The following is a 22,968-nucleotide window of genomic DNA, read 5'->3' on the forward strand; positions in this document are numbered from 1 at the left end:
GGCATGAACCACGCGATCCCCCTCCCCGCCCCGGACGCCGCCACGGCCGATCTCGCCGACCCGCGCCGGGACATCCGACTGGGCCTGATCGTGGCGGCGCTGTTCTTCATCGGCTTTCTGGGCTGGGCGCTGTTCGTCCGGCTCGACGCCGCCGCCTATGCGCCCGGCACGCTCGTCGTCTCGGGCCAGCGTCAGGCGGTGCAGCACCGCGATGGCGGCATGGTCGGCCGGATCTTCGTCCATGAGGGCGAGCGCGTTCAGCGCGGCCAGCTGCTGATGACGCTCGCCGCGGCCGAGGTCCGGGCGCAGGAACGCGCGCTCGCCTCGCAGGCGATCCGCCTGCTGGCGCAGCGCAGCCGCCTGGAGGCGGAACAGATGGGGCGGGCGACCATCACCGAGCCGCGCGAATTCGCCAGCTTGGCGCCGGAGGATCGCGACGAGGCGCGGCTCGCCATGCGATTGCAGCGGACCGAGCTCGCTGCGCGCACCGCCGTGCTGGCCGCGCAACGCGGCGCCCTGGGCGAACGCGTCGCCCAGTCGGGCGAGCAGGGCCGCGGCCTTGGCGAGCAGGCGGCCGCGGCGCGCGAGCAGTTGCGGCTGATCAACGAACAGATCGCCGCACTCCGGCCGATCGCCGATCGCGGTTTCGTTTCGCAAACCCGCATGCGGGAGTTGGAGCGCGCCCGCGCCGAACTCGAAGGCCAGCGTGGGCAGTATACCGCCGGGGTCGCGCAAACCGCCGGTGCCGTGCGCGAGAACCGCATTCAGGTGCTGGAGGCCGAACGCGTCTTCCGCGAGCGGACGGCGGCCGACCTGCGCGATGTCGAAAGCCGGTTGGGGGAGGTCCTGCCCAAATGGGTGGCGGCGCGAGACCAGCTGGCGCGTACCGCGATCCGGGCTCCAGCGACGGGCGCGGTGGTCGGCCTGACGATCTTTACGCCCGGTGGCGTGATCGCGCCGGGCCAGAAGCTGATGGATATCGTGCCCGAGCGCCAGCCGCTCCGCATCCAGGCCCGGATCGCGCCGGACGACGCCGACGATCTGCATGTCGGACAGCGCACGCTGGTCAAGTTCCCGGGGCTGCACGAACGCACTTTGCCCAACCTCGACGGGACACTGACCCGCCTGTCCGCCGACAGCTTCACCGACGACAAGACGGGCCAGACCTATTTCACCGGCGAGGTGACCGTGCCGCTCGACCAGATCGCGCTGATCCGCAAGGTACGGGGCCGCGACTTCGCGCTACGCGCCGGAATGCCGGTCCAGATCCTGATCCCGCTGCGCAAGCGCACCGCGCTGGATTACGCATTGGAGCCGCTGGTCGGAAGCTTCTGGTCTTCATTTCGGGAGCATTGACCCGGCCCGGTGCCCTCGGAGCGACGAAATTCAGGCAATCTGCCGTCGACTTGGGACGCTTAGGAGTACTGTGCAAAAGGAAAGCGATATTCTCTCCGTGAACTACATATCTATGCCACGCAGAACCGGATGGTGCTTTGGCCGACGCTGACCCGCGGGATCGGCGGCCGCACCACGGCCGTTTAAAAGCTATAGGCGAGCCCCAGCGCCCCCAGCCACTGGCCGCGAGACCCGGCCTGCGCGACGATCGGACTATCGCCGATGCTGCCGGTCATCGTCCCGTACGTGCCAAGCGCGACGAGTTGGACGCCGTGCAGGAGATTGCCGCGCAGCGTCCGAACGCCGATCAGGCCTATGGTCCAGCTTTTCATCCCTCCCTTCGCATCATAGACGGGCAGTCCGCTCCGGATGCTGTCGGCGGAGGAGATGCTGTAATAGGTTCGGGCATAGCGATCTTCGGCGATGTCGGCCGATGCCGTAAAGGCCACTGCCGCATGGAGAGAGAGCGGCGTGAAATAGGTCAGGCTGGGCTGCCAGACCCCCGCTTCATGCACGCCGGAGACATCATGCCGATAAGACAGCGCCATGGTGAGCTTGTCATAGGGGCTGGTCACGACCCCCGTCTTCTGGACCCCGACATAGCCGCCTATTTCGACGGCGAGGCCAAGCGCACCGAGCGCCCGTACACGAGGATCGTGAATAGCGCGTATAGCGCTGCGATTGAAATTGATCTGGGCAACCGGCCCCACCTGTACCTGCCAGACCGGCCCGGGTCGATCGCGCAGCAGATTGAGGCTGGCCTGGTTGCCGGCGACGACGAAGCTGTGCCCCTTGACCGATCCGATCGCGGCGGGCGCGACGACCGGGCGGTAATGATCCGAACCCTCATAGTCGGGAACGACCGCCAACCCCGCACCGATTGCGACGATGTCGCGATCGAGGGGGTCAGTGTCCTGACGGGACTGGCCCGTGACGGGTGCGGGGAACAGGCAGGCGGTCAGCCATGCCGTCGCGCCAAAGACAGGAAATTTCGACACAGGAAGAACCTTTCGATCAGCCGCCGAGAGCGACGTGCAGTTGGATGCGGGCGAGCGCGCCAGCGATGGTCTGGCGGAGCAGCGCCCGCTCGGCGGCGGTCTGTGCGGCTTGCGCCTCGATCAGCGGCCCGGCGGCGATGTCGCCGCGCCGATATCGTGCCTCGATCGCGGCCACGGTTTGCGTTTGGGCAAGGCTGTCGATCGTCGCCAGCGCCCGCCGTCGGTCGAGCGTCCGCACCATGGCCAGCGCATCGTCCACCTCGCGCCAGGCATCGCGAACCGTCTTCTGATAGGTAAGGGCGGCGCTGCGCTCTTCGGATCGACGGAGCGACAATTGGCGTTGCAGCCGCCCCCCCGCAAAGATCGGGATCGACAGCACCGGGCCGACGCCGGTGGTACGCGCATTCCACCCGAAATCGGCCAGGTTCAACACGTCGATGCCGAAGAGGCCGGAGAGGTTGAGGCTGGGGTAGAAATCCGCCTGCGCGGCACCGATCGCGGCAGTTGCCGCGTGCAGCGCGGCCTCCGCGGCCAAAATGTCCGGTCGGCGTCGGGCGAGATCGCTGGGAATGCCGGGCGCGGGGGCGGCCAGCATCGGCATGGCGGATTGATCGGTCGCGTCGAGAGGGGGTGTATCCGGGTTGCGGCCGACCAGCACCATCAAGGCGCGGGCGGTGCGCGCGATATCGGCATCGAGCGTCAGCAGCGCATCCTGTCTCGCCCGCCGCTCTCGATCAGCCGCGCGGACGTCGATGCCGGTGGCGAGGCCCCGCGTCTGGAGTGCGGTGGCGATGGCGAGCGTACGGTCGCCCAGCGCCTGCTCGCGAAGCGCAAGCCTGCGCTCCTCCACCAGTCCGCGCCATTGCCAATAGGTCTGCGCGACCGCCGCCTCGACCGACAGCCGCGCACCCCGGGTGGCGGCGTCCGCTTGCGCGGCCCCGGCGGTGGCGGCCTCCACCTCGCGCCGGTTCTTGCCCCACAGGTCGATCGCCCAGCTGGCGCTGATATCGGCCTGGTAGAGATCGAACGCATAGCCCTGGGGAATCGTAGCGTCGGCGGCATTCGGCGACTGGCCCAGCAGCGGCGCCAGGACGCCGGCCAGCCCAGCGGTTCCGATGCGGTTCCGACTATAACCGAGCTGTGCGCCCGCCTGCGGCAGGCTGTCGGCATGCTTGGCGTCGCGGGCGATCCGCGCCGCGACCAATCGCTCCTCAGCGAGGCGCAGGTCGAGATTGGCGGCGTGCGCCTGATCCTCCAGCCGGTCGAGCAGCGGGTCGCCGAAGCTGCGCCACCAGGGCGCATCGGGCCGGGTCGGTGCTGCGACGGTTTCCTGCCACCGCGCGGGCAGGTCGGCGACGGGCGGATGAAAATCCGGGCCGATCGTGCAGCCGCCCAGCAGCAGCAGCGCGACCAAGCCCGCGCCGACGGTGCGACGATCAATCATGCGCGGTCTCCTTGGCAGTATCCTCGCGGCCGAAGAGCAAGAGGTAGAAGGCGGGCAGCGCGACCAAGGTCAGGATGGTCGCGCCGATCAGTCCGCCGATCATCACGATCGCCATCGGCCCCCAGAAGATGTTGAAGCACAGGGGGATGAAGGCGAGCACGGCGGCCAGGGCGGTCAGTACCACCGGGCGGGCGCGGCCGATCGTTGCCTCGATCACCGCGGTACGCACCGTCATCCCCTCGGCCCGGTGCGTCTCCACCTGATCGACCAGGATGATGGTGTTGCGCATGATCATCCCCGCCAGCGCGATCAGCCCCAATAGCGCGACGAAGCCGAACGGCGCGCCCGTCAGCAGCAGCGCCGCCACCGCGCCGATGATCCCCAGCGGCGCGGTCGCCAGCACCAGCAGGGTTCGCGGCAGGCTTTGCAACTGGATCATCAGCAGCACGAGCATGATCCCGATCGTCACCGGCAGCAGGCGATAGATCGCGCGGTTGGCGTCGGCGGACAATTCGCCGTCGCCGCCCTCCGCGATGTCATATCCGGGCGGCAGCGCAGCGCGGATGGCGGCGATGCGCGAAGCGGCGGCGTCGACGATCTCGGAGGCCTGGACGTCGCCGATCATGTCGGCCTGCACCGTGATGGTTTGCGCGGCATTGCGCGTCCAGACGATCGGCTGCTCGGTGGTCGGCGACAGCGTCGCGACCTCGCTCAGCGGCACCATGCCGTGCGCTGTCGATACGGGCATGTCGATCAGACCGCCCAGGTCGTGCCGATCCTCGGCCCGACCGCGCACCATGATGCCGATCCGCTTCGCCCCACGCAGCACCGCGCCGCCGGGCGCGCCCGACAAGGTGGCGGCAAGATCGCTCGCCACCTGCGCCCGGTCCACCCCCAGCGCCGCCGCACGCGCCGGATCGATCCGGTAGCGCGCGACCGGTGCGGCGATGCCCCAGTTGATCTGAACAGCCGTGGAGGATGGAATGGCGCGCAGTACCGCCGCGATCCGCTGAGCGATCGCGCGTAATCGGGCGGGATCGGGCCCGGTCACCCGGTATTGCACCGGCGATCCCAGGCTCGGCCCCAGCGACAGGCGACGCACATGCAGGCTCGCGCCCGGGATGCCCGGCATCCGCTCCAGCTTATCGATCAGCGCATCGCGCGCCGCCAGATCGCTGGTCACCAGCATCACCGTCGCGTTCGCCGGATTGGGCAAGGCCGGACCATAGGGAAGGTAGAAGCGCGGCGCCCCGCGACCGACGAAGCTGTCCATGCTGCGGATGCGCGGGTCGCCGTGCAGCAGATGTTCCAGCCGCCGCGTCGCCGCTGCGGTCGCCTCGATCGAGCTGCCCGGCCGCATCGCGAGGTCGATCATCACCTCGGGCCGGTCGGAATAGGGAAAGAATTGCTGCCGCACGCGTGTCGCGCCGAGCAGGCCGACCGCCAGCAGCGCGATCGTGATGCCTGCGACCAGCCAACACCGGTTCAGCGCCCACTCGATCACGGCACGCAGTCGCCGGTAGAGCCCGGACGGCCTGGCGTCACGCCCCTGCCCCCGCGCCATGTCCGGCAACAGCTTGACGCCCAGGAACGGGGTGAAGACCACGGCGACGATCCAGCTGACCAGCAGCGCCGATCCCGTCACCCAAAAGATGCCGCCCGCATATTCACTGGTCGTCGACTGGGCGAGACCGACCGGCAGGAACCCGACGACGGTGATCAGCGTGCCGGTCAGCATCGGAAAGGCGGTGTGCGTCCAGGCATAGGATGCGGCCTCATGCCGATCGACGCCCTGCTCCATCTGGACCACCATCGCTTCGACGCTGATGATCGCATCGTCGACCAGGAGGCCGAGCGAGAGGATTAGCGCGCCGAGCGAAATCCGCTCCAGGCCGATCCCGGCCACCCCCATGTACAATGCGACGATCGCCAGCGTCAGCGGCACCGATAGCGCCACGACGATCCCCGTCCGCCAGCCGAGCGTGACGAAGGCGACGACCAGCACGACGGTCAACGCGCAGAAGAACTTGATGAGGAAGGTGTTCACCGCCTCGCGGATATTGGCGCTCTGGTCCTCGACCTGCGTCAGTCGCGCACCGGCGGGCAGCGTGCGCCGAACCTGCTCGGCCGCCGCGCGGATTGCCTTGCCGAAGCCCAGTCCATCGGCGCTCGGCCGCATCGACACGGCCAGGATGACCGCCGATCGGCCGTCGTGGCGCACCACCGCCTCGGGCGGATCGGCAAAGCCCCGCGCCACCGTCGCCATATCACCTAAACGCATCGCGCCGGACGGCGTCGGGATCGACGCGCTTTCCAGATCGCGAACATCGTCCACCTCGCCCTCCAACCGGACGGGCGTCTGCATCGCGGCCTGTACGCCGCCCGCCGGAGCAATCGTCTGACGCTGCGCCAGTGCCTGGGCGAGGCGACCGGGCGACAGGCCCATGCCGGCCAGCCGCCGCGGATCGACATCGACGAACAGGCGCTGCGGCAGTTCGCCAATGATCTCGGCCTTGCCCGCTCCGGGTACGCGCAGCATCGTATCGCGCGCCTGCTCCGCCAGCCGTACCAGCCGGGCATTGTCCGCGCCGGTCAGGGCAAAGACGTACCCATAGACGTCGGCATTGTCCTCACTCGCCGCCAGCGAGGCGCCGGCCGGCAACGCGGGCTCGATGTCCTTCAGCTTGCTCCGGACCTGTTGCCAGACATCCTTGATCTGTCCCGGAGGGGCTGCATCCTTCAGCTCGACGGTGATGACGCAGGCTCCGTCGAGACAATAGGTCTGGAGATAGTCGAGATGGTCGATTCCGCGCAGCGTGCGCTCGACCGGATCGGCGACCTGCGCTTGTATCTGCGCCGGGCTCGCGCCGTCCCAGCGGGCGGACACGATCATTTCCTTCAGCGTGAAGCCGGGGTCTTCGTTGCGCCCCAGCGCCAGGAACTGCGCCGCGCCCGCGACGAAGAGCAGCGCGATCAGGAAACCCACCAGGGCGGGGTGCCGGATCGCCCAGCGGGAGAGGTTGAGCCGGTCCATGGCTTAGTGGAACCCCGGCTCGATACCGGCATCGACCACGCTCTGTCCGTCGACCAGCGTGTCGGCGGCGGTAGCGACGATCGACTGGCCGTCGCGAAGACCCGTGACCAGCGCATCGCGCCCCAGCCATGCCGCGATCCGCACCGGCTGACGCCGGATGTGGCTGTCGGGCTGCAGCGTCCAGACATAGGGGCGCCTGTCCGCATCGCCGATGGCAGACAGGGGGACGCGGACCTGCTGGTCCGGCGTGGGCGTGCGCAGGGTGAGCGTAACGATGCTGTTGTAGGGCGGCGGCGATCCCGTGCCGCTCAGGACGAAGCGGGCATCGCGCAGATGCGATGTCGGATCGCCCTCCGGCGCGAGGCGGCGCAGCCGGGCGGTGAACGTGCCCGCGCCGTCTGGCATGCCGACATCGGCCATCATCCCGGACGTCAGGCGCAGATCGGCCGGCGCGTGAATCTCCACCTCCGGCGCGCCGCTGGCGAGTTTCAGCACCGCCCCGCCCGCCTCGACGACGCTGCCCGGTTCGGCGATGCGCGCGGTGATGACCCCATCCTGCGGCGCGACCAGTACCGCGTCCGACAGCATGTCGCGGCTGCGCCGGACGACCGCCGCGGCTGCGGCGACCTTCGCGGCCGCCGCCCGGGCGGCCAGTGCCCGCTGGCGGACCTCGGCACTCGACAATGCGCCGACGCCGTCCAGTCCGCGCGACCGGTCGGCTGCATCCTGCGCTGTCCGCGCATCGGCGGTGGCGGCGGCGAGCTCGGCCTCGGCCTGCGCCGCTCCGGCGTCGGCGTCGGCCTTGCCCAGGCGTCCCAGCACCTGACCGGCGCGCACCGTATCACCGACTTGAACGGTGAGCGTCAGCACCCTTCCGGGCCGTTTGAACGCGAGCATCGTCTCTCGATAGGGGCGCACGACGCCGCTGAACTGGCGAAGCGCGCCGCCTGCGGCATGGACGGGCACGACATCGACGATCGCCGTATTGCGATCGGGCTGCTGCGACGGCGGCGACGCACAGGCGGACAGGGGTAACAGAAGCGCGACGAAGTAGCGGTGGCGAGCGAACGGCATGACGGCCCCCAGACAGCGGAACGGGCGCGCCATGCCGGGTGCGACGCGCCGCGCCTCCCGGATTTCCGATTTCGACCGATCGATTTCGAAATCGATCAGTCCGACAGGGGCGGAGTCTCCAGATGGCGGCGACGGTAGGCGCTGGGTGTCTCGCCTTGCCGCGCCTTGAAGCTGCGGTTGAAGACCGCCAGGCTGCCAAAGCCCGCGTCCATCGCAATGGTCAGGATCGGGACGTTCGCCTGTTCGGGATCGGCCAGCGCGGCGCAGACCTCGGCCACGCGCAGTCCATTCAGATAGTCGCTGATGTTGCGATGCCCGAAACGGCCATTCACCAATCGGCGGACGCGATATTCGGGCACGTCGAGCCGCGCGGCGATCGCACCGATGGTCAGCTCGGGCTCGCGGTACAGGCGGTCCTGCGTCATCGCCCTATCGAGCGCACGGGCGAGCGGCTCGTCCTGCTCCTGCGGCGGGGACGGATCGGTGGCGATCACCAGGGGCAGCGTGCTGTCGGGCGCAGCGGATGCGAACATGTCCCGATGCCGCAGGCCGAACAGCAGCAGCGCGAGACCGAACGTCCCCGTCACCATGCCGATCGCGCTCGCGATATCGGTCATGGCAAAGCGGCCGAAGGCCCGACCGACGACCTCCGCGCCGATCGTCCAGAGCACGACGATCGTGACGATGACGACGAACGCCACGCGCGCGCGCCGCCGCGCCTCCACCAGATCGCTCGCGCGGTTCTGCCAGGCATGACGCAGCGCATCGACGGTGAGCGCGATGCCCGCGACGTACAGAATCCCATCGAGCGGATGGAGCGGTGCATGCGCCCCCCGCTCGCCGCCGATCACCGCTGCGCTGATGCCGAGATACCCCAGCGCCATGGCCAGTTCGGCAACGCCCGGGCGGAAATCGTCCTCGAACCACGAACGGGCAAACAGCCAGAACAGCGGCAAGCTCGCCGATCCGGCGAGTTGCAGCACCGCGTTGAGCATCGGCAAGCCCTGCATGAAAGGCAACCCGGCCACCTCCGTCAGCAGCGCGGCGAATGCCAGGGCCGCGCCGTAGCGACCGGCACGGGTCGGCGCTTCGCTGAGGAACAGCGCAATCGCGAGTGCGAGCAACGTGGCAATGCCGCCGTGCAGCGAAGCTTCCATGGAGAGCAAGCGGTTCTTTCTTGGCCAGCGGTGATCGAGGGCGAGAAACACGCAATAGGCAGTTTGCTAGAAGACCGGAATATCAGGGTGTCAATGGGGGGACGTCCTACCTCACGCGCGCCGCGAATTGCGGGTTGGCTCTTTCCGCCGCTGCCCAAGGCCTGCCGTAACGCAGCACGATTACCGAGATCGGGAACATTTTAAGTCCGTGACTTGGCTCGCCTCAACGCTCTTTGTCAGCCAGATTTTTGCAGAAGCTGTCGTATGATTGGATCACACGACATGCTCCCCCGACCTTGACACCGGTCAGCCCCAGGGCGCGCAGGATGCATGCGCAGGATCGAATTGGAGGCAACGTGATCTGGGGCGAACTCGAGACCATGGGCCAGCGATCACGGCGGGCGCGTGTCCGCTAAGTCGGGAGTGCAACTCGGCGGTCATAGTCGTCGCCATGCCGTCAGCATCGCTACTACGCGGGCGGGTTGAACAGCATCTCGTTTGGACGTTGGTCGCCCAGGCGTCCGCTGAAGCGTGACGTAAGCTCCAGCCGATCATCGACCGCGAAACCGGCAGCGGCGAGATGACGATCGATCTCCTCCTGCCGGATCGGGTCGATGCCGCACTCCTCCCGCATGACGATGATCCTGCGCAGGTCGGCGATCCGCTGCGCGCTCCAGCCCTCCGCCTCCAGTTTGCGCTCTTCGGCCGGCAGGAAGGACATGCGACCGCCCTGGTTTTTCAGGCGCTCGAAATAATCAATGAAGGCCAGATTGGCGGCCGAGTGGTGCTCGACATCGTACGGCGTTGATCGCTGCAGGGTGCACACCTCGGCCAGTCGCTCCTCGTACATCGCCTTGGCGATCGCCTGGAGCTCCTGCTCGGTGATATTGGTCTTCTGCTTGGCCCGCCTGTCGAGCATCTCCAGCACCCTCGGAGTCACCGCCGTGAGCGCCGCCCCCATGTTGCGCGCTGCCTTCCGGTCGGTGGTCCGCAGCGACAGCCGGACATCTAGGGTGCCATTATCCAATAAACGGTGAATTCGGCGCCACCAGAAAATGTGTCCGCGCCGGTAAACGTGTTGAAGACAGTCCAAAACCGCGGCCTTCCCGGCCAGCGCATTGGCACAATCCGATGCACAATTGTGCAGGTGCCAACAGCCGACCCTGATAGTCAGCCAGCATCTTCAAACACTTAGCAGCCAATTGGCTGGGATTTCAGGCAGATGGCTGGGGCGGCAGGATTCGAACCTGCGTATGACGGTACCAAAAGAGTTTGGACCACGCTCTAGACACAACCGAAAGCGCAGAAATCCGCGCCTGAAGACTTCATAATACCGCTGGAAATGGTGTCAAGACACAAACTAGACACAGTGCTTCGAATTTCTTCAACCGTTATATACCACTTTCTTGGGCGTCAATATAGGCCTGCACATGAGATAATTTGAACATCGGACGCCGCCCACGCGGATGCGTGGAAAGGCTAAAATTATACTCAGGAGGAAAACCGGCGGGCTGAGCCGCGCGCAGTCGATTGAGCGTCTTGCGGCTTCGACGCAGCATATATGCGAATTCGTCGGCGGTGATTAGTCGGTCGGTGGTCATCGATGGGGTCCCCGTTGAACAGGGCTATCCATCTCTATCGCATTCGACCTGTCCGCAACGCCCTTTTGCAGATTTTTGCAAGGCATAATGGCCGTCCGCTTCCGTTCGACAGCAGATTTCGACAACATCTCCCTTGTCGCCGCGCAGACCTCGCCCCTACCCTGACCACCTTGCGCTTCAGGGTGGACGGCGATGACTGGAACAGAAGGCTTCAACGTGATTGAGCGCTACGTCGCTGCTATCGCGACACGAGCGATTGATCGCCCGATCTATCGTGGTCACGCGCATACCGGGTGGTTACTGACCCCGGCGGCGTTTCGAGGCCCTATCGAAAATGGCATTCGATCCTACGATGAACTTCGCCGCTGGAAGCAGATGGCAGCGCGCTTCGCCGATCGACATACGACCGATCTTGAGTGGTTAGTGCTGGCGCAACACTATGGCGTCGCGACAACTCTGCTCGATTGGACCACAAACCCGTTGGTCGCCCTTTTCTTCGCCTGTGCACCGCTGCTTGATCGTGGCGGCGGACGCCCAGCAGACGGATGTATCCATGCCCTCCCCGGCAACGCCCTGCCAAGTGCGCCGACAAATCGGAATTGGAATCCTTTGGAGGCCTATACAGGGCCGCCGCTGCTAATCGACACGCTCGTGATGAATCCCCGTACACTCGCCCAAGACAGCGTCATGACGCTTCATCAAGAGTCCACAAGCCGTCCCAACGACGGCTTCAATTCGGTCATCTTCACCATCAAAGCTCACGAGAAGCGGTCAGCGCTCGATGTCCTGAGAACCATGGGCGTAAGTTCCGACCGCATTTTTTCAGATATTGGGGTCGTGGCGCGTGAATTTACGGACGAATTGACACGGGAGGCCGCGATGCGAGCGCTGAAAGTGTCTTCTGATGCCAAAACAGGGTAGCACGTGATCGCGGGATGTATAAGTAATGAGTGACGATCACCGACCATTACCGCGCCGACCATGCCGCCGCCCATTCAGACGAAGAGAGGGCCACCATCTGGCGAACCTATCGCCAAGCGCTTTCGGGCGAACTCTTGGATCGCAAAAAGGCAGTATCGAGCAAACGCCCGGCCGGGCGGCGCGGCACGGTTCGCTATCACGGTTATTGGTCGCAATTGTCGCATGATGACCTTGTGGCGCTGGCGCAGGCGCTCACCGAGACATCCACGTCATCAATCACACGCCCCGCCGGTCGAGCGAGCATGAAAGCCGCAAGGGAACATCGCGCTCAACAAGCTCGGCTCAAAACCTGACGGCAATCAGCGGCCGAAAGTCCACCGATGCTGCATGTCAGCATGGTCGCGCTCGCATTGGCGACGCATTCGTTCGAGATGTTGGTCAATCTCTCGCCGATCATCCTCATCACCGTCCGACCAGATGTCAGCGATGAGACGGGGGATGGACCATTCGGACAGCGGGGCCGCCTCAGCCATCGCGGCATAGTCGGGCTGATCAATGTTTAACAACATCGCCGCCTTCCAGCTTGCCAAGCACGGCCATAATCCCGTCTATCGATCCAAGCAGATAGGCGAACTCGAAATCCTTGGATTCGTCCGGCTTGTAAGCTTCTTCTAAAATCCGGCGCAGGTTTTCGATTCTTTCGTTCGTCATAAGGGTTCCTCCTATGACTACTTAATCAGCGGGCCGCGTATCCCACCGATAAGCTCGAAAAATCACAATTCCTGATTATTCAATGTCCAGAGCGCTACGGATGGGATAATGCCCATTGCGTCACGCTCAAGAAGATCGTTCGCAGACCGTCCATAAATTGGTTCATCGACGGTGTTGTCGAAGCAATAGACCGAACCGCGTTGCGTCAACACGGCGTCGCCGTCTCGCCAGATTTCTATTTCGGTCATCGTCATGGTCGGGACTTTCTTGAGAGGAAGGCCTCAACATCCGCCAGACGATAGCGCGGCTGTGGTCGGCCACCCGGCGGGGCGATGTCGATCGTGAGGATGTCGAGCGTCCCGGCCGCACGACGGCGGACGATGATGCCAAGTAGGCCAGCAAGTCCATCGTTGGCGAGAAGCTCACTCACTGATCACAGATTCCCAATCCTTGCGGAAGTTGCGCCGCAACCATGTCACTGCCGCCATCTCGTCCCCATAGACGTTGTAAGCGTCCATGAGTTCGGTGCGATCACCCTTGATCGAGAAACTCGGGTGATCGACCCTAAGAGTCCACCAATCGCGATCTTCACCGTCGCAATCCTCTGGATCGTCCTTGGTCCATGACATCGTCGCACCGTCTACGACAACGCCGTCGCCAGCCGCATAAATAAGGAAATAAAGATTCGCGTTAATGCCGCCAACCCCGTCCTCAGAGAGCGCTTGGATTTCCATATCACTAAGTTTCAAGTCTACCTCCTAAATATTTCCCGGCAGAATGTTTAAACCGCCGGAAGAACATGCCGCTTAGGCATTTTGCAGCCATTGAACCGTGTCGGCGATCGACAGCGACGGGCCTGCCTTGAAGACCTCAAATCCCCCGTCCTTTAGATCAGCAACAATGACAAGACGGTTGTTATTCGCGGGATCGCAGCAAACAGTGATGCGACGAATGCAAGCCCCACGGACGATCCTGTCAGTCTCGATGGGGATGAGACCAGTATCATCGACAAACTTGCGAGCATTTTCGATCATGACTTTTCCTATTTCTGATGAAGAGAAATAAGCGCGAATTTGCGCTTATGAGCTTGCGGCGCGAAGATGCGCCTTCCCAGTCGCGCAAGTCTGAGACTTGCGTGAGCGGCAATCTTTGAATTTGAAAATCGGCCGAAGCGCTAGGCGGCGTCGGACTGCTCTTCGCTGTCATCGTTATCCGGCGACGGAACGGCTAAAGCCGCAGCAGGCGCAGGAGGAAGCGTAGACGGGCGGGAATTACTCAACTCGTCGAGAATGCGGGCTTCCGCATAGTCGAAGTACTCCTCGCCGCATTCGATACCGAAAAACCCCCGGCCCTGCCGGATTGCCGCGACGCCGGTCGTTCCGCTGCCCATGGTGGGGTCAAGCACGAGGTCGCCCGCATTGCTATACGTGCCGATGATCCACTCCATCAGACTTTCCGGCTTCTGAGTTTCATGGCGAGGCTTGTAGGGGTTCGCATGGAATTGCACCGACCGGGGGAGGTTCTTCCGGGCTTTATAGGGCATCCCAAGCTTTGCCGGGTTGGTGTTCCCCATGGCGCGCGACTTCTGCCGCCGATGGAGCCGGGTGCCGTCATCTTCAGCACCAAGCGCATTATAGGTCATCCGCCGCTGCGAGCGCGCCGCATGCATCACGGTCCCCTTCGAGAAAACCAAAATGTCTTCATGATCCGAGAGGGGACGGTTGGCCGAATGGACAAACTGCGACGGACGGCTTTTCTGCCAAACGAGACTGTATTTGAAGAGGTGTCGTCCCGCGACGATAAGGTCCGTCGTGAAGGGTTGCGCCGCCGTCATGACGATCGTCCCAGTCGGAGTCAGGATGCGCTCCAATTGCTCCCACAGGGGGGCCATCGGGATGCGCTTATCCCATTGGCAACGAGTGGAGCCGTAGGGCAAATCGCAAAAGATAAGCTCGAAGGCTTCGGAAGGCAGATCGGCCATGACGGTGAGCGCGTCACCGTGCACGAGTTCGATGCAAGGGGCGGATTGAGTAGGCGTCAGGGTCATTTTGTCTCCACGAATTGTTGTACGAACCGGGAGAGAATAGCTGACTTTTCCACCCACGAGCTTGCGGTTACACGAGGGGTAACAGGAGGGTGTGTATGGCGAGGCCGGTAGAGCAGAAAGTTGCTTTGGAGCTTCAAGGGATTGAAAATCGACGCACGGCGGCGCGCGCGTGGGCACGTGGCCTTATCCCCATTCTGCGGGAATTGATCAGTGACGGGCGGAACGTTGGGCTCGAACAGATAGCTCTTGAATTAAACATCGCGGGTATCCCGGCGCGACGGGGCGGAAAGTGGCAGAAGACAAGTGTATCGCGACTTCTGAATATCGCCATTGAGCAATCAGCCGTTTCAACGCACCTCGAAACGCTGCACGAAATAGCACAAGTTTATCGGAAAGGTGGTTACCCGTCCGCTGACAGTGCAAGCAAATTGGCAACAGCAGCACAAGAGCGGCATGACACTGGCCTCCAAGAAGCAAAAATCATTCAGGGCGAGCTTTGGGACGCCGTAGGCTGGACGCGCACAGGCCAGCGAAGACACCCCGACCTTCCAAGCGCAGCCTATGAACGCGAAGTTAGACGATTTGTATCAAAGCGGAAAAACGTCGAGTTCAGTCTACATCTTCTTGAAGAAATCGACTTGCATATGCTGGAATGGCAACGACACAATGAGCCGGAAGAACTACCATAGTTTGACTATGTAGATCGATAGATTCCCAAATCGCAATCGAGATGAGCGACCGTCACAGGGTATCGGAATTTGATCTACACCAATCTTGCCACTCTTCCTCTGTCAGAATGAGCGGCAGCCGATCCTTATCCGCGATGTTGCACTCCGAACATGTGGGACGGAAATTAGCGAAATACTCGTGGAATCGATACCACGAACTGGCAAGGTTGGGATCGGTAAATCGATGCTGATTCGCGTGATCAAGCCGGATGCCTTGCCAAGTCAGTAACATCTGAATCCGCCATTCTCGAAATATGTCCGAGAACCCGTGTGGATGGTGATCCCAATGAAGATCATCACTTTCTATCCACGTTTTGCATATCGAGCATGTCAAATGCGATTTACGAACGGCGTTACTCTGCATGTATCGACGCGCGGTATTATGCAGAGAGGGCTTACCCGCTATCATCCGGGCTGCGGCTTTAACGCGCTGATGATGCGGTACGATGCGTAGGCACGCATCAACACCGAGAGGGATTGAGTTGTGCGGAAATTGCGCCCGATGTCGGTGATATGCGTCGTTATCAGTCTTCCAATCGGGTCGATCAGTGAATTGAATACGAAGACTGACGGTCTTTATCGTCAGTCTATTCGCGTAGCGATAGCCTGTTGGCTCGACAACATACGGCCGAGCTTCCGTCTTTTCGTTGATGGAGGGGTGATTATCCGCAAGCGCTTGGAAGAACGCTTGCGCCTCATCGGTCATTCCATCAGCGCTTACCGACGCGATAATTTCTTTCGTCTTCTTAATCGCATCGGCCTTGGTCGCAAAGACGTATTGGCCAACCAGTATCTGCCCCGTTTCGCGTGGCATCGGCGAAGCTTCAAGGTCACGCATAGCGGCGACGGCCGCAATCCTATCTTCCCGGTTCATGCCAGCGTCCTCGCTCTCATAAGCGCGTTTCGCGCGTCCCTCGCGAGTCCATCCGGCTTCCGTCCCACGCGACGCGAGAACTCCAAGCCTAGCGCCCGCAAAACAGCCTCATCCACGTCATAGCCACCAGCGACAGCCTTCACCGCACATCCACATAGGAAGCGAAACGTCCGGCCAGTATCGGTCGATGACATCTCTGCATCGAGGCGCGCTCGCGGCACGATGGGGCTGATGTCGAGGTCAGATAGGACATCGCGGTTGATGTGCCAGTTCTGCCATTTCCGATAATCACCCGCATGGTCGGGCTGCCGCTCAACTCTCGCTACGACATCTGGCTCCGTGGTCGCCGCCAATGCTACCTCAACGGCAAACAACGGCCAATCTGGCCGCGCAATCGCGCGCTGAGCCTCATTGTCATCCTCGGGGTATTCAGCGCCCTTATCGTCTTTGCCTTCCCACAAATGGGGCGCGATCGACATCCGAGAGATGTCACTGGTCGCGCGGTCTACGATGATGCCATGGCTGGCGAGGAACCGCGAAAACCAATTCCAGACGCGGGCATAATCGTCGCCGCCAACCGGAGCCGATAGCGGGATGACGATCCGGTAGCGATTGTGATCCCGTCGATGTTTCGTCGTCGTGTAGAGCGCATACGCACAGCCCAGAACATCTAACTCATACGAGGCGTCGAACCAGTCCGCCCCGCCATCATCCACATCGAGCGCAATCACCGAAAGTTCGCGCGCGTTATGCTTTGCCCGCGTACCATCGAACCGGCATCCACAGAAGGCCAGCGCCCTCGCCTTCTCGGCGCGATTTAGAGGCGCAGGCGCGGCGACCAACGTCCTGAGGAAGTCAGCAGGACCAACATCCCATTCGTGCCCAACGTTGTCGCGAAGATTGTCAAAGAGGGTAACGATCATCTCATTCGCCCTCCCGCAGCCGGTATATCACGATTTCATTCGTGCCCTTTCGGACTTTCTCTTTTGTGATCAGTTCGTCACGCTCCATAGTTTCAAGAATGCGCCCGCGATGATCCGGATCGAGCTTCTTCCAGATTGTCCGATAGAGTTCCCTCATAGTCAGACCATTCGGGCTGGCGCGAAATTTCTTGAGGGCGGGTGCGATATATTGATGGTACTGAGCATGGCGCTCATTGATGGGCGCGACATCCATCTGTCGAAGCTGAGCCGCGTAGAAGCGCGTCAGCGCAACCCCAGCCCGCGCCGTCGCCTCGCTAATCGCCTCTTCATCCTCGAAAATTGCCAGCACGCCAGAGAGACGAACCGCGTGTTCAAACGATCGGCGGAACCAGTTCTCGGTTTCGCTGTGGTTCCACGCCAGCGCCTCAGTCTGAAACGACCGCATGACCTGTGACGCTTCCCGAGTCCACGTCATCGTGGGAAGATCGAGTTCACCGTCTTGGCCATCACGCGTCGCGAGCGGCTCGCTCAACATCTGGTCGATACGGCCGTGGAAACGATCCATACGGCGCAGCAAGCGCTCCTTCCGCTCGCGATGATCCGGCGTGGTAAAATCCTCATCCAGCGGGTGCCATGTTGGCGCATTCACCACGAGGAAACGGGCCAATAGCCCCTGCCCTTCGAGAGCTTCGCTCGACAGGAATTCTTCCGCGACAGTCCCCTGCACCATCACGAGCATTGCCAATCGACGATCGCGAAGGATCATGCGTTGATCGCCTGTCGTGCGGTCAATCATCTCCCCTGACCACAAGCTCGCGAGAGCCCCGCCGAACTCCTCGGGCGCATTCTTGGCGTTGAGGCTGTAGCCCTTCAGAAGGCTTGCCCCCTCAGGCGTGAACACCGCGTGGGTGGGCCAGTCGTCATGCAGAGAACGGAACAGGCCATTCGTCGTGATCTTGCTCGACACGTTCTGCGGCGATCGTGGCGGGCGCGGCTTGCGGCGCTCAAGGTCAATGAGCGTATCTCGGTCGTTTTCCTTCTCAGCCGCGAGACGTTGACGTTCATAGAGACGACGATCCACTTCATAATCGGCCAGCGAGAGGCGATGAACATCCGACACGCGATGTTGCCACTGGCGGACACCGGCCAGCATAGGTTCGAAAAGCGAGGATTTGGCAGAACCTGACGGCGCACAGATCAGTGCGAATATCGAAGCGGGCACTGTTGAGGGTCGTGCAAGAAAGTCGATGTCGTAGAGGCCTTGTGCCGCATGGCTTGCAATCGCCAGTGTCGCTGTCGCCACAGATGGGAGATGGTAATTGCCCATCGCGGCCTGAGCCTCAATTGCATCTCGAATGCGAGGTGGCATTAGATTGATCGGAAATTCAATATTGTCATTCATTTTCTACTCCACAAAAAAGACCCGATGCGATTGCGGCACATCGGGTCTTCTGGTCTTTCCTTGTGGAGGAAAACTGAAACTCGTTGACTAATACCCCGCAATGGCCCTTGTCTCATGTATTTATACTCGACGCCCGAATCCGGTGTCGATTTAAATCTATATTGCGAAGTTCAATGTCGCGGGGGATGTCGTCGGGCTGTCACCTCGGGTGACTCGGGGTGTCACCTAGGGTGTCACCGGGTGTCACTTTTTGGTGCCACCTAGCTGTCACCAGTTTGGTGACACCCCAACCCCTAAAGTGACGGCTGTCACCACCTCAGGTGACAGCGGGAATGGCGGATTTCTGCGGTTTTTGAGGCGGTGTCACCGGGTGTCACCAGATTTGGGGGTCCATAGAGACATCCCAAAAACCCATAGAGTAATTGAAGGAATTATTATTATTATATATTAGTAATACGTAATTATATTGCACGATATATGGCTATATCTGTGTGTCTGGGGAAAAACGTCTCAGGTGACAGCGCCACGGTGACAGCGCCTTCTAGCCCGCGATCTTGTGGACTTGAATCGAGCATCGGCTGACACGATATATACCATGCGGCCACGGTTCATGGTCGCCATGACCGTAGTCCGTTCTAAAAGCAGGAACAGATTATGTTCGGAAACAATAGGGGCATGCGGGACCCAGCATACGTTGGGGCATTTGCAGCCTACGGAAGAGCTACACGGGAATTTTTGCGTGCTCAGGCCGCATTCTCCCGCGAGCACTTCAGGGTCTTTGGCGAACCGCCAAAATCCTGATACGGGCTTATAGCCTACCGAACAGCCAAGCGCCCCAAGCTTGGGGCGTATTGCGCTAGGGCATCGACCCTCTCCCCTGCGATGGCAGGTGCTATATATTCGGCTTTAGGCCGATATGCGACGGCTTCATTTGCAGATGAGACCTACATGTGAGCGCCATGGCTGATCACCATTGAGCACGCTCCACACTCAGAGACACATTTGGGAAGGCCGGTGGTGCACCACCGGCCTTCTTCGCATCACGCCTCGACAGTTGAGTAGATAGAGCGGTCCATTCGGTCCCGCTGCCCCTGCGTCAGCGCTTCGCCAATCCCCTGCAACCGGCGATCGTTGGGCAACACGATCTTCGCCGACAGGTTGTAATTCGGGTACTCGCCCGTGATGCGAGGGTGCATGATGGCCGCAACCTCGACATCCGATTGGCTGACGTAGCGCCCTGCCCATTTCTCGATGATATGTTTAAGCGGGCGAAATTTCTTCGCGCCACTCTTGATCGTCACTTGTGCGTCCAACCACTCATACGCCAAACGAATGCAATCGTTATGCTCATGCAGAACATCTGACGTGTAGCGCAGCTTGGCCTTTCCCGCCTCAATTTCTTGATCAGTCAGCATCACAAATTCTCCTCGTTGTATTCATGAGGTAATTATCGACCCGACTGCTTCAACCCTGTTAGTTAAAATTGCGCTGTGCTGATTTTTACAAACAGTACGGCTATGCAAAAGAGGCTGAGATTTGTCCCCGTCTCTCTTCAATATACCGAGAAATTATTGTTCTGGCAGCTTAGTAAGCTTCATGAGCGCATCGTATATAGGCCAGAGGCGTCTGTTGCAGTCCGCCTCTTTTTGCTTGCGGGCAGGATCAGGCAATGCCTGCGCCGCGTCCATTTCCTGTAGAATCTTATTTGCCGCCGCTTCGTAGCCGCGAATCTGGTCAAGCAGCGACACAGTCATGCGCCCTGCCCCTTTGCCGCCTTGCGCGCCGCAATCGTCGCTGCGTAAGCTGCCCGACGTTCTTCAGACCAGCCCTTGCCACCACCTTCGCGAGGCGCACGCGCAGAGCGGGTAGACTTTGCGGCTTTACTCTCTTCGCTATGGGCCGCTTCCAATTCTCGGTCGAGATTGCCGTTCGCGATCTCAGTCTTCAACACATCCAGAAAGTCGGTGAAACGTTCGCTGGGGATGTAGTGCGTTGTCTCACCCGCAATCACCAGTGCGCCAGCGCGTGGCACGACTGGGCTATATTGCACGACCTTGTTCTGAACCACGAAGTCCTTCTTGCCCTTGGCCGGTTCAGTGGCGAGAAATTTCGCCCGCTGGTCCTCAATGCGAAGGATCGTACGCTCGCGGTCACTACCGGGGTCGTAGGCCTTAGTGTGAAACACGTCTTGCAGCTTCTTATCCGCAAGTGCGAGGAGGTCTTTGAGAGCCATGCCAGTTTTCCCTACTGCCGTCTATGGCGCGACACGTAGATAGAACTTCGCGATTGTCAATCTTCGAACTATCGTGGAAGACCGCACACGATCTAATGACGGTGTGCGGTCTGCCGTTATCAATTTGCAATTGCGTACAGCGCGCGCATCAATCCGAACCACGCGCTAAGCACGAACGCGAATGTGACGAGCAGCAAGAAGAAGGCCGGAAAATCAAATGGCACGATGACTACCTCCTATCGATTTTGAAGTTTCCCACGAGGGATGCTCGCAAACAAGGTGCCGCCCAGCTTCAAACTCGATTCGTTTGGCATTTTTTTGATAATGCTGCGACGTGGGGTCGTTGACACGCTTCCGCGCCAGCGGCCATCGTATCATATGCCGCCGACGCCCACCCTTACCGCCGCCGCCTTGCGATCGATCTTTAAACCTATTTGGGTTCGCGTCACCGCAGCCTTCGCCAGCGTCATTGCAGCGATTGCCATGTGGGATGCGACGAGCAATCAGTTCGGCCTACCCAAGCTCCCAACGCTGTTCATGACGGTGTCGGCGCTCATGCCGCTGTGGGGATGGCTGATGCTATTTCAGACCGTTATCGTTGCCGCCGCCCTCGACGCAATCAGGCGACAGCGACCGTCGCCTTCAGTTCTCCAAACCGATGCACGGATTGACGAGATGGCCGAAAAGCAGGCGCGGATAATCGACGATTATCAGCGTATGTGCGGCCAAGAAGCCCGCTTCGAAGAGTCGTTAGAAAAGCTCGAAAAACGTCTCCGATTCGCCCTTGCAGAACGAGATAAGACTTTAGACTCGCTTTCCGAGCGACTTCCAACGCTGACAAAGATCGAAGAAAAGTTGGAAATGGTGCGGGTGGACGGCGCTATAAACACGCGTGACATCGGTAAGCTGGGCGATTTGGTTGAGAAGAACTCTCAACGGGTTGTTCAATCATTCTTAGCGCTACAAAATCGCGAGATGTTGCGCGGCCTAGAAGGCGAAATTTCCTCCGTCGCAGACACACTCTATGTGCAACTGAGGGATGGAAAGACATATAGCGACAACGACTGGCGCGACTGGGTTGGCATCCAAACGTATTGGGAAGCCAATCTAAGACAGTGGATTAACATCGCACAATGGTACGCCCCCGACGTCGAGCGACGAGTTATGACGATTGCCGACAGTGAGTATGGGAGCGCGTGGACTGTGAAGGATGCGCAAATACCCACAGCGGAAGGAACACGTCAATTCCGCCGTTTTAGAATTCTGCTTGCTCATTGGGAGGCGATCCGCCCACAGGTGAAGGATGGTGTCAATCACGTCGCGTTCGTCGGACTCTCAGAGGTCGAGGTTCAGCGCCGTCCAGCAAATTTTGCATAAATCTTTGGCCGATCACACGTCTTCCGATTATTGAGGAGCTTTATGCCAAACGAAAAAGCAGACCAAAAACTATGCTTTATTGTCGGTCCAATCGGCGAGGTTGGAACACCAGTGCGCAAGCTTGCGGATTGGCTTCGTGACGGCATAATCAAGCCAGTTTTAGAAGCCGACGAACTATCCTATCACGTAAAAAGAGCCGACGAGGATGCCGCGCCGGGATCGATTAGCAAGGCTGTCATCAATGATATTGTAAATGCTGATCTTGTCATTGCCGACCTGACAGGATTCAACCCCAACGCGTTTTACGAATTAGGTATTCGACACGCTCTGCAGAAGCCAACCATCCATATCATCGCCGAATCGGTTAAGCTACCATTCGACAATGCTGATCAACGGACAATATTTGTCGACATTTTAGACTTTCAGAGTATTGTGAGTGCTAAGGATCATCTTCGGGCAGCAGTTTTTGCAACACAAGACGAAAACTACAGGGTGTCAAATCCTGTTACACAAGCGGCTGCGCTAAAGGAGATTAGAAGCAGTGGCGATCCGAGAGATGAAATTCTCTCCAATCTCTCGGATAGAATATCTCGAATCGAGAACAATGTCGCGCCAGCAATTCAGGGTCAAGGGCGCTTGGCGACCATGTCAGACGATCAAATTTCGAGTCTTCTACGAACAATGTTTAAAGAAGAATTCGCCAGCAGACCATCGGTACCGTTGAATTATCTATCACATATATATAATGACCCAGCTCTTCGAAGTAAACTCTTAGCGGCCATGAACGCAAACACAGCGACTACGCCTATAGTCGTTACAGGTGCTGACATTCTCGCAGCCCAGCATCCATCGCAAGATATCACGGATGACGCGCGAACGGCTCCAAGCGTCCACAGTATCGAGCCGACCCGCAAAGCCCGCCAGAAAAAGCCGCAAGATAAAGGGAAAACATAGAGCACGGAAAAGCATTAAAAATAAGAACTACTTACCAGTCCATAAAACTTGGGCTGGAACCCCATATCCCAGCCCACATACTAATAATACTCAGG

25 protein-coding genes are annotated in these 22,968 nt (G+C 60.8%); 7 read left to right on the top strand and 18 right to left on the bottom strand.

The window, feature by feature from the left end:
• Window positions 1–3: 3 nt before the first annotated feature.
• Window positions 4–1,356 (top strand): HlyD family type I secretion periplasmic adaptor subunit, encoded by a 1,353-nt coding sequence (locus SB4_RS10420; protein ID WP_058752539.1) that lies wholly within the window; start codon window positions 4–6, stop codon window positions 1,354–1,356.
• Between the two features lie 182 nt (window positions 1,357–1,538).
• On the opposite strand, the gene SB4_RS10425 is transcribed toward SB4_RS10420, so the two are convergent.
• The 7 genes from SB4_RS10425 to SB4_RS19570 all read right to left on the bottom strand — a co-directional run bounded on the left by SB4_RS10425 (window position 1,539) and on the right by SB4_RS19570 (window position 10,703).
• The gene (locus tag SB4_RS10425) at window positions 1,539–2,393 is read right to left on the bottom strand and encodes a MipA/OmpV family protein (RefSeq protein WP_058752508.1); all 855 of its coding nucleotides are present in this window, start codon (window positions 2,391–2,393) and stop codon (window positions 1,539–1,541) included.
• Between the two features lie 16 nt (window positions 2,394–2,409).
• Window positions 2,410–3,837: an efflux transporter outer membrane subunit gene (locus SB4_RS10430; protein ID WP_058752509.1), complete on the bottom strand. Its 1,428-nt coding sequence runs from the start codon at window positions 3,835–3,837 to the stop codon at window positions 2,410–2,412.
• On the bottom strand, window positions 3,830–6,871 hold the full coding sequence (locus SB4_RS10435) for an efflux RND transporter permease subunit (protein WP_058752510.1): 3,042 nt from the start codon (window positions 6,869–6,871) through the stop codon (window positions 3,830–3,832). Before SB4_RS10435 ends, SB4_RS10430 begins: the two co-directional genes overlap by 8 nt.
• A 3-nt stretch (window positions 6,872–6,874) precedes the next feature.
• Window positions 6,875–7,945 (bottom strand): efflux RND transporter periplasmic adaptor subunit, encoded by a 1,071-nt coding sequence (locus SB4_RS10440; RefSeq protein WP_241488579.1) that lies wholly within the window; start codon window positions 7,943–7,945, stop codon window positions 6,875–6,877.
• 95 nt (window positions 7,946–8,040) lie between these two features.
• Window positions 8,041–9,102 carry an AraC family transcriptional regulator gene (locus SB4_RS10445; RefSeq protein ID WP_241488580.1) on the bottom strand — a complete coding sequence of 354 codons (1,062 nt, stop codon included), beginning with the start codon at window positions 9,100–9,102 and terminating at the stop codon, window positions 8,041–8,043.
• 469 nt (window positions 9,103–9,571) lie between these two features.
• On the bottom strand, window positions 9,572–10,195 hold the full coding sequence (locus SB4_RS10450; RefSeq protein ID WP_153006167.1) for a hypothetical protein: 624 nt from the start codon (window positions 10,193–10,195) through the stop codon (window positions 9,572–9,574).
• A 298-nt stretch (window positions 10,196–10,493) separates the two neighbouring features.
• A complete protein-coding gene (locus tag SB4_RS19570) occupies window positions 10,494–10,703 on the bottom strand; it encodes a helix-turn-helix transcriptional regulator (protein WP_153006168.1) in 210 nt (69 codons plus the stop codon).
• 192 nt (window positions 10,704–10,895) lie between these two features.
• On the opposite strand from SB4_RS19570, the gene SB4_RS18945 reads away from it, so the two are divergent.
• The 3 genes from SB4_RS18945 to SB4_RS10460 are packed head-to-tail and all read left to right on the top strand — an operon-like array spanning window position 10,896 to window position 12,187.
• Window positions 10,896–11,624 carry an FRG domain-containing protein gene (locus SB4_RS18945; protein WP_082670108.1) on the top strand — a complete coding sequence of 243 codons (729 nt, stop codon included), beginning with the start codon at window positions 10,896–10,898 and terminating at the stop codon, window positions 11,622–11,624.
• A gap of 29 nt (window positions 11,625–11,653) precedes the next feature.
• Window positions 11,654–11,977, top strand: a complete 324-nt coding sequence (locus tag SB4_RS19575) for a hypothetical protein (protein WP_153006169.1) — start codon at window positions 11,654–11,656, stop codon at window positions 11,975–11,977.
• Window positions 11,978–12,004: 27 nt separating this feature from the next.
• The gene (locus tag SB4_RS10460; RefSeq protein WP_058752515.1) at window positions 12,005–12,187 is read left to right on the top strand and encodes a hypothetical protein; all 183 of its coding nucleotides are present in this window, start codon (window positions 12,005–12,007) and stop codon (window positions 12,185–12,187) included.
• Here SB4_RS10460 and SB4_RS20005 read toward each other — a convergent pair.
• From SB4_RS20005 to SB4_RS10475, 5 genes are all read right to left on the bottom strand, one after another.
• Entirely contained in the window at window positions 12,177–12,335 is a 159-nt protein-coding gene (locus SB4_RS20005; protein ID WP_193753792.1) for a hypothetical protein, read from the bottom strand. The two genes, SB4_RS10460 and SB4_RS20005, sit on opposite strands and share 11 nt — an antisense overlap.
• Window positions 12,336–12,397: 62 nt before the next feature.
• A complete protein-coding gene (locus SB4_RS19580) occupies window positions 12,398–12,589 on the bottom strand; it encodes a hypothetical protein (RefSeq protein WP_153006170.1) in 192 nt (63 codons plus the stop codon).
• 168 nt (window positions 12,590–12,757) lie between these two features.
• Window positions 12,758–13,084: a hypothetical protein gene (locus SB4_RS10465; RefSeq protein ID WP_153006171.1), complete on the bottom strand. Its 327-nt coding sequence runs from the start codon at window positions 13,082–13,084 to the stop codon at window positions 12,758–12,760.
• 57 nt (window positions 13,085–13,141) lie between these two features.
• Window positions 13,142–13,369, bottom strand: a complete 228-nt coding sequence (locus SB4_RS10470; protein WP_058752517.1) for a hypothetical protein — start codon at window positions 13,367–13,369, stop codon at window positions 13,142–13,144.
• Window positions 13,370–13,509: 140 nt separating this feature from the next.
• Complete coding sequence (locus SB4_RS10475) at window positions 13,510–14,382, bottom strand: DNA-methyltransferase (protein ID WP_058752518.1); 873 nt, start codon at window positions 14,380–14,382, stop codon at window positions 13,510–13,512.
• 95 nt (window positions 14,383–14,477) lie between these two features.
• On the opposite strand from SB4_RS10475, the gene SB4_RS19585 reads away from it, so the two are divergent.
• Window positions 14,478–15,071: a recombinase family protein gene (locus tag SB4_RS19585; RefSeq protein ID WP_153006172.1), complete on the top strand. Its 594-nt coding sequence runs from the start codon at window positions 14,478–14,480 to the stop codon at window positions 15,069–15,071.
• Window positions 15,072–15,123: 52 nt separating this feature from the next.
• Here the strand turns inward: SB4_RS19585 and SB4_RS19590 are convergent, their stop codons facing one another.
• From SB4_RS19590 to SB4_RS10505, 6 genes are all read right to left on the bottom strand, one after another.
• A complete protein-coding gene (locus SB4_RS19590; protein ID WP_153006173.1) occupies window positions 15,124–15,984 on the bottom strand; it encodes a hypothetical protein in 861 nt (286 codons plus the stop codon).
• Window positions 15,981–16,907 (bottom strand): hypothetical protein, encoded by a 927-nt coding sequence (locus tag SB4_RS10480; protein WP_058752519.1) that lies wholly within the window; start codon window positions 16,905–16,907, stop codon window positions 15,981–15,983. Before SB4_RS10480 ends, SB4_RS19590 begins: the two co-directional genes overlap by 4 nt.
• A 1-nt stretch (window position 16,908) precedes the next feature.
• Complete coding sequence (locus SB4_RS18950; protein WP_082670109.1) at window positions 16,909–18,309, bottom strand: DUF3987 domain-containing protein; 1,401 nt, start codon at window positions 18,307–18,309, stop codon at window positions 16,909–16,911.
• Window positions 18,310–19,349: 1,040 nt separating this feature from the next.
• A complete protein-coding gene (locus SB4_RS10495) occupies window positions 19,350–19,727 on the bottom strand; it encodes a hypothetical protein (protein WP_206597999.1) in 378 nt (125 codons plus the stop codon).
• A gap of 150 nt (window positions 19,728–19,877) precedes the next feature.
• Window positions 19,878–20,063: a hypothetical protein gene (locus tag SB4_RS10500; protein WP_058752523.1), complete on the bottom strand. Its 186-nt coding sequence runs from the start codon at window positions 20,061–20,063 to the stop codon at window positions 19,878–19,880.
• On the bottom strand, window positions 20,060–20,542 hold the full coding sequence (locus SB4_RS10505) for a hypothetical protein (protein WP_058752524.1): 483 nt from the start codon (window positions 20,540–20,542) through the stop codon (window positions 20,060–20,062). The genes SB4_RS10500 and SB4_RS10505 overlap by 4 nt, the downstream gene beginning before the upstream one ends.
• 264 nt (window positions 20,543–20,806) lie before the next feature.
• Between SB4_RS10505 and SB4_RS10510 the strand changes: the two genes are divergently transcribed.
• Both SB4_RS10510 and SB4_RS19595 read left to right on the top strand, forming a co-directional pair.
• On the top strand, window positions 20,807–21,919 hold the full coding sequence (locus SB4_RS10510; protein WP_058752525.1) for a hypothetical protein: 1,113 nt from the start codon (window positions 20,807–20,809) through the stop codon (window positions 21,917–21,919).
• Window positions 21,920–21,961: 42 nt separating this feature from the next.
• Window positions 21,962–22,873 carry a TIR domain-containing protein gene (locus SB4_RS19595; RefSeq protein WP_153006175.1) on the top strand — a complete coding sequence of 304 codons (912 nt, stop codon included), beginning with the start codon at window positions 21,962–21,964 and terminating at the stop codon, window positions 22,871–22,873.
• Window positions 22,874–22,968: the final 95 nt, after the last annotated feature.

Origin of the sequence: Sphingomonas sanguinis, from assembly GCF_001476905.1 — a bacterium.
In the GTDB taxonomy this organism is placed as follows: Bacteria; Pseudomonadota; Alphaproteobacteria; order Sphingomonadales; family Sphingomonadaceae; genus Sphingomonas; species Sphingomonas sanguinis_B.

Coding starts and splice junctions, on each gene's coding strand:
- SB4_RS10420 (WP_058752539.1), top strand. CDS start 4: ATGAACCACGCGATCCCCCTCCCCGCCCCGGACGCCGCCACGGCCGAT.
- SB4_RS10430 (WP_058752509.1), bottom strand. CDS start 3,837: ATGATTGATCGTCGCACCGTCGGCGCGGGCTTGGTCGCGCTGCTGCTG.
- SB4_RS10435 (WP_058752510.1), bottom strand. CDS start 6,871: ATGGACCGGCTCAACCTCTCCCGCTGGGCGATCCGGCACCCCGCCCTG.
- SB4_RS10440 (WP_241488579.1), bottom strand. CDS start 7,945: ATGCCGTTCGCTCGCCACCGCTACTTCGTCGCGCTTCTGTTACCCCTG.
- SB4_RS10445 (WP_241488580.1), bottom strand. CDS start 9,102: ATGGAAGCTTCGCTGCACGGCGGCATTGCCACGTTGCTCGCACTCGCG.
- SB4_RS19570 (WP_153006168.1), bottom strand. CDS start 10,703: ATGACCACCGACCGACTAATCACCGCCGACGAATTCGCATATATGCTG.
- SB4_RS18945 (WP_082670108.1), top strand. CDS start 10,896: ATGACTGGAACAGAAGGCTTCAACGTGATTGAGCGCTACGTCGCTGCT.
- SB4_RS10460 (WP_058752515.1), top strand. CDS start 12,005: ATGCTGCATGTCAGCATGGTCGCGCTCGCATTGGCGACGCATTCGTTC.
- SB4_RS20005 (WP_193753792.1), bottom strand. CDS start 12,335: ATGACGAACGAAAGAATCGAAAACCTGCGCCGGATTTTAGAAGAAGCT.
- SB4_RS19580 (WP_153006170.1), bottom strand. CDS start 12,589: ATGACGATGACCGAAATAGAAATCTGGCGAGACGGCGACGCCGTGTTG.
- SB4_RS10470 (WP_058752517.1), bottom strand. CDS start 13,369: ATGATCGAAAATGCTCGCAAGTTTGTCGATGATACTGGTCTCATCCCC.
- SB4_RS10475 (WP_058752518.1), bottom strand. CDS start 14,382: ATGACCCTGACGCCTACTCAATCCGCCCCTTGCATCGAACTCGTGCAC.
- SB4_RS19585 (WP_153006172.1), top strand. CDS start 14,478: ATGGCGAGGCCGGTAGAGCAGAAAGTTGCTTTGGAGCTTCAAGGGATT.
- SB4_RS19590 (WP_153006173.1), bottom strand. CDS start 15,984: ATGAACCGGGAAGATAGGATTGCGGCCGTCGCCGCTATGCGTGACCTT.
- SB4_RS10480 (WP_058752519.1), bottom strand. CDS start 16,907: ATGATCGTTACCCTCTTTGACAATCTTCGCGACAACGTTGGGCACGAA.
- SB4_RS18950 (WP_082670109.1), bottom strand. CDS start 18,309: ATGAATGACAATATTGAATTTCCGATCAATCTAATGCCACCTCGCATT.
- SB4_RS10500 (WP_058752523.1), bottom strand. CDS start 20,063: ATGACTGTGTCGCTGCTTGACCAGATTCGCGGCTACGAAGCGGCGGCA.
- SB4_RS10505 (WP_058752524.1), bottom strand. CDS start 20,542: ATGGCTCTCAAAGACCTCCTCGCACTTGCGGATAAGAAGCTGCAAGAC.
- SB4_RS10510 (WP_058752525.1), top strand. CDS start 20,807: ATGCTCGCAAACAAGGTGCCGCCCAGCTTCAAACTCGATTCGTTTGGC.
- SB4_RS19595 (WP_153006175.1), top strand. CDS start 21,962: ATGCCAAACGAAAAAGCAGACCAAAAACTATGCTTTATTGTCGGTCCA.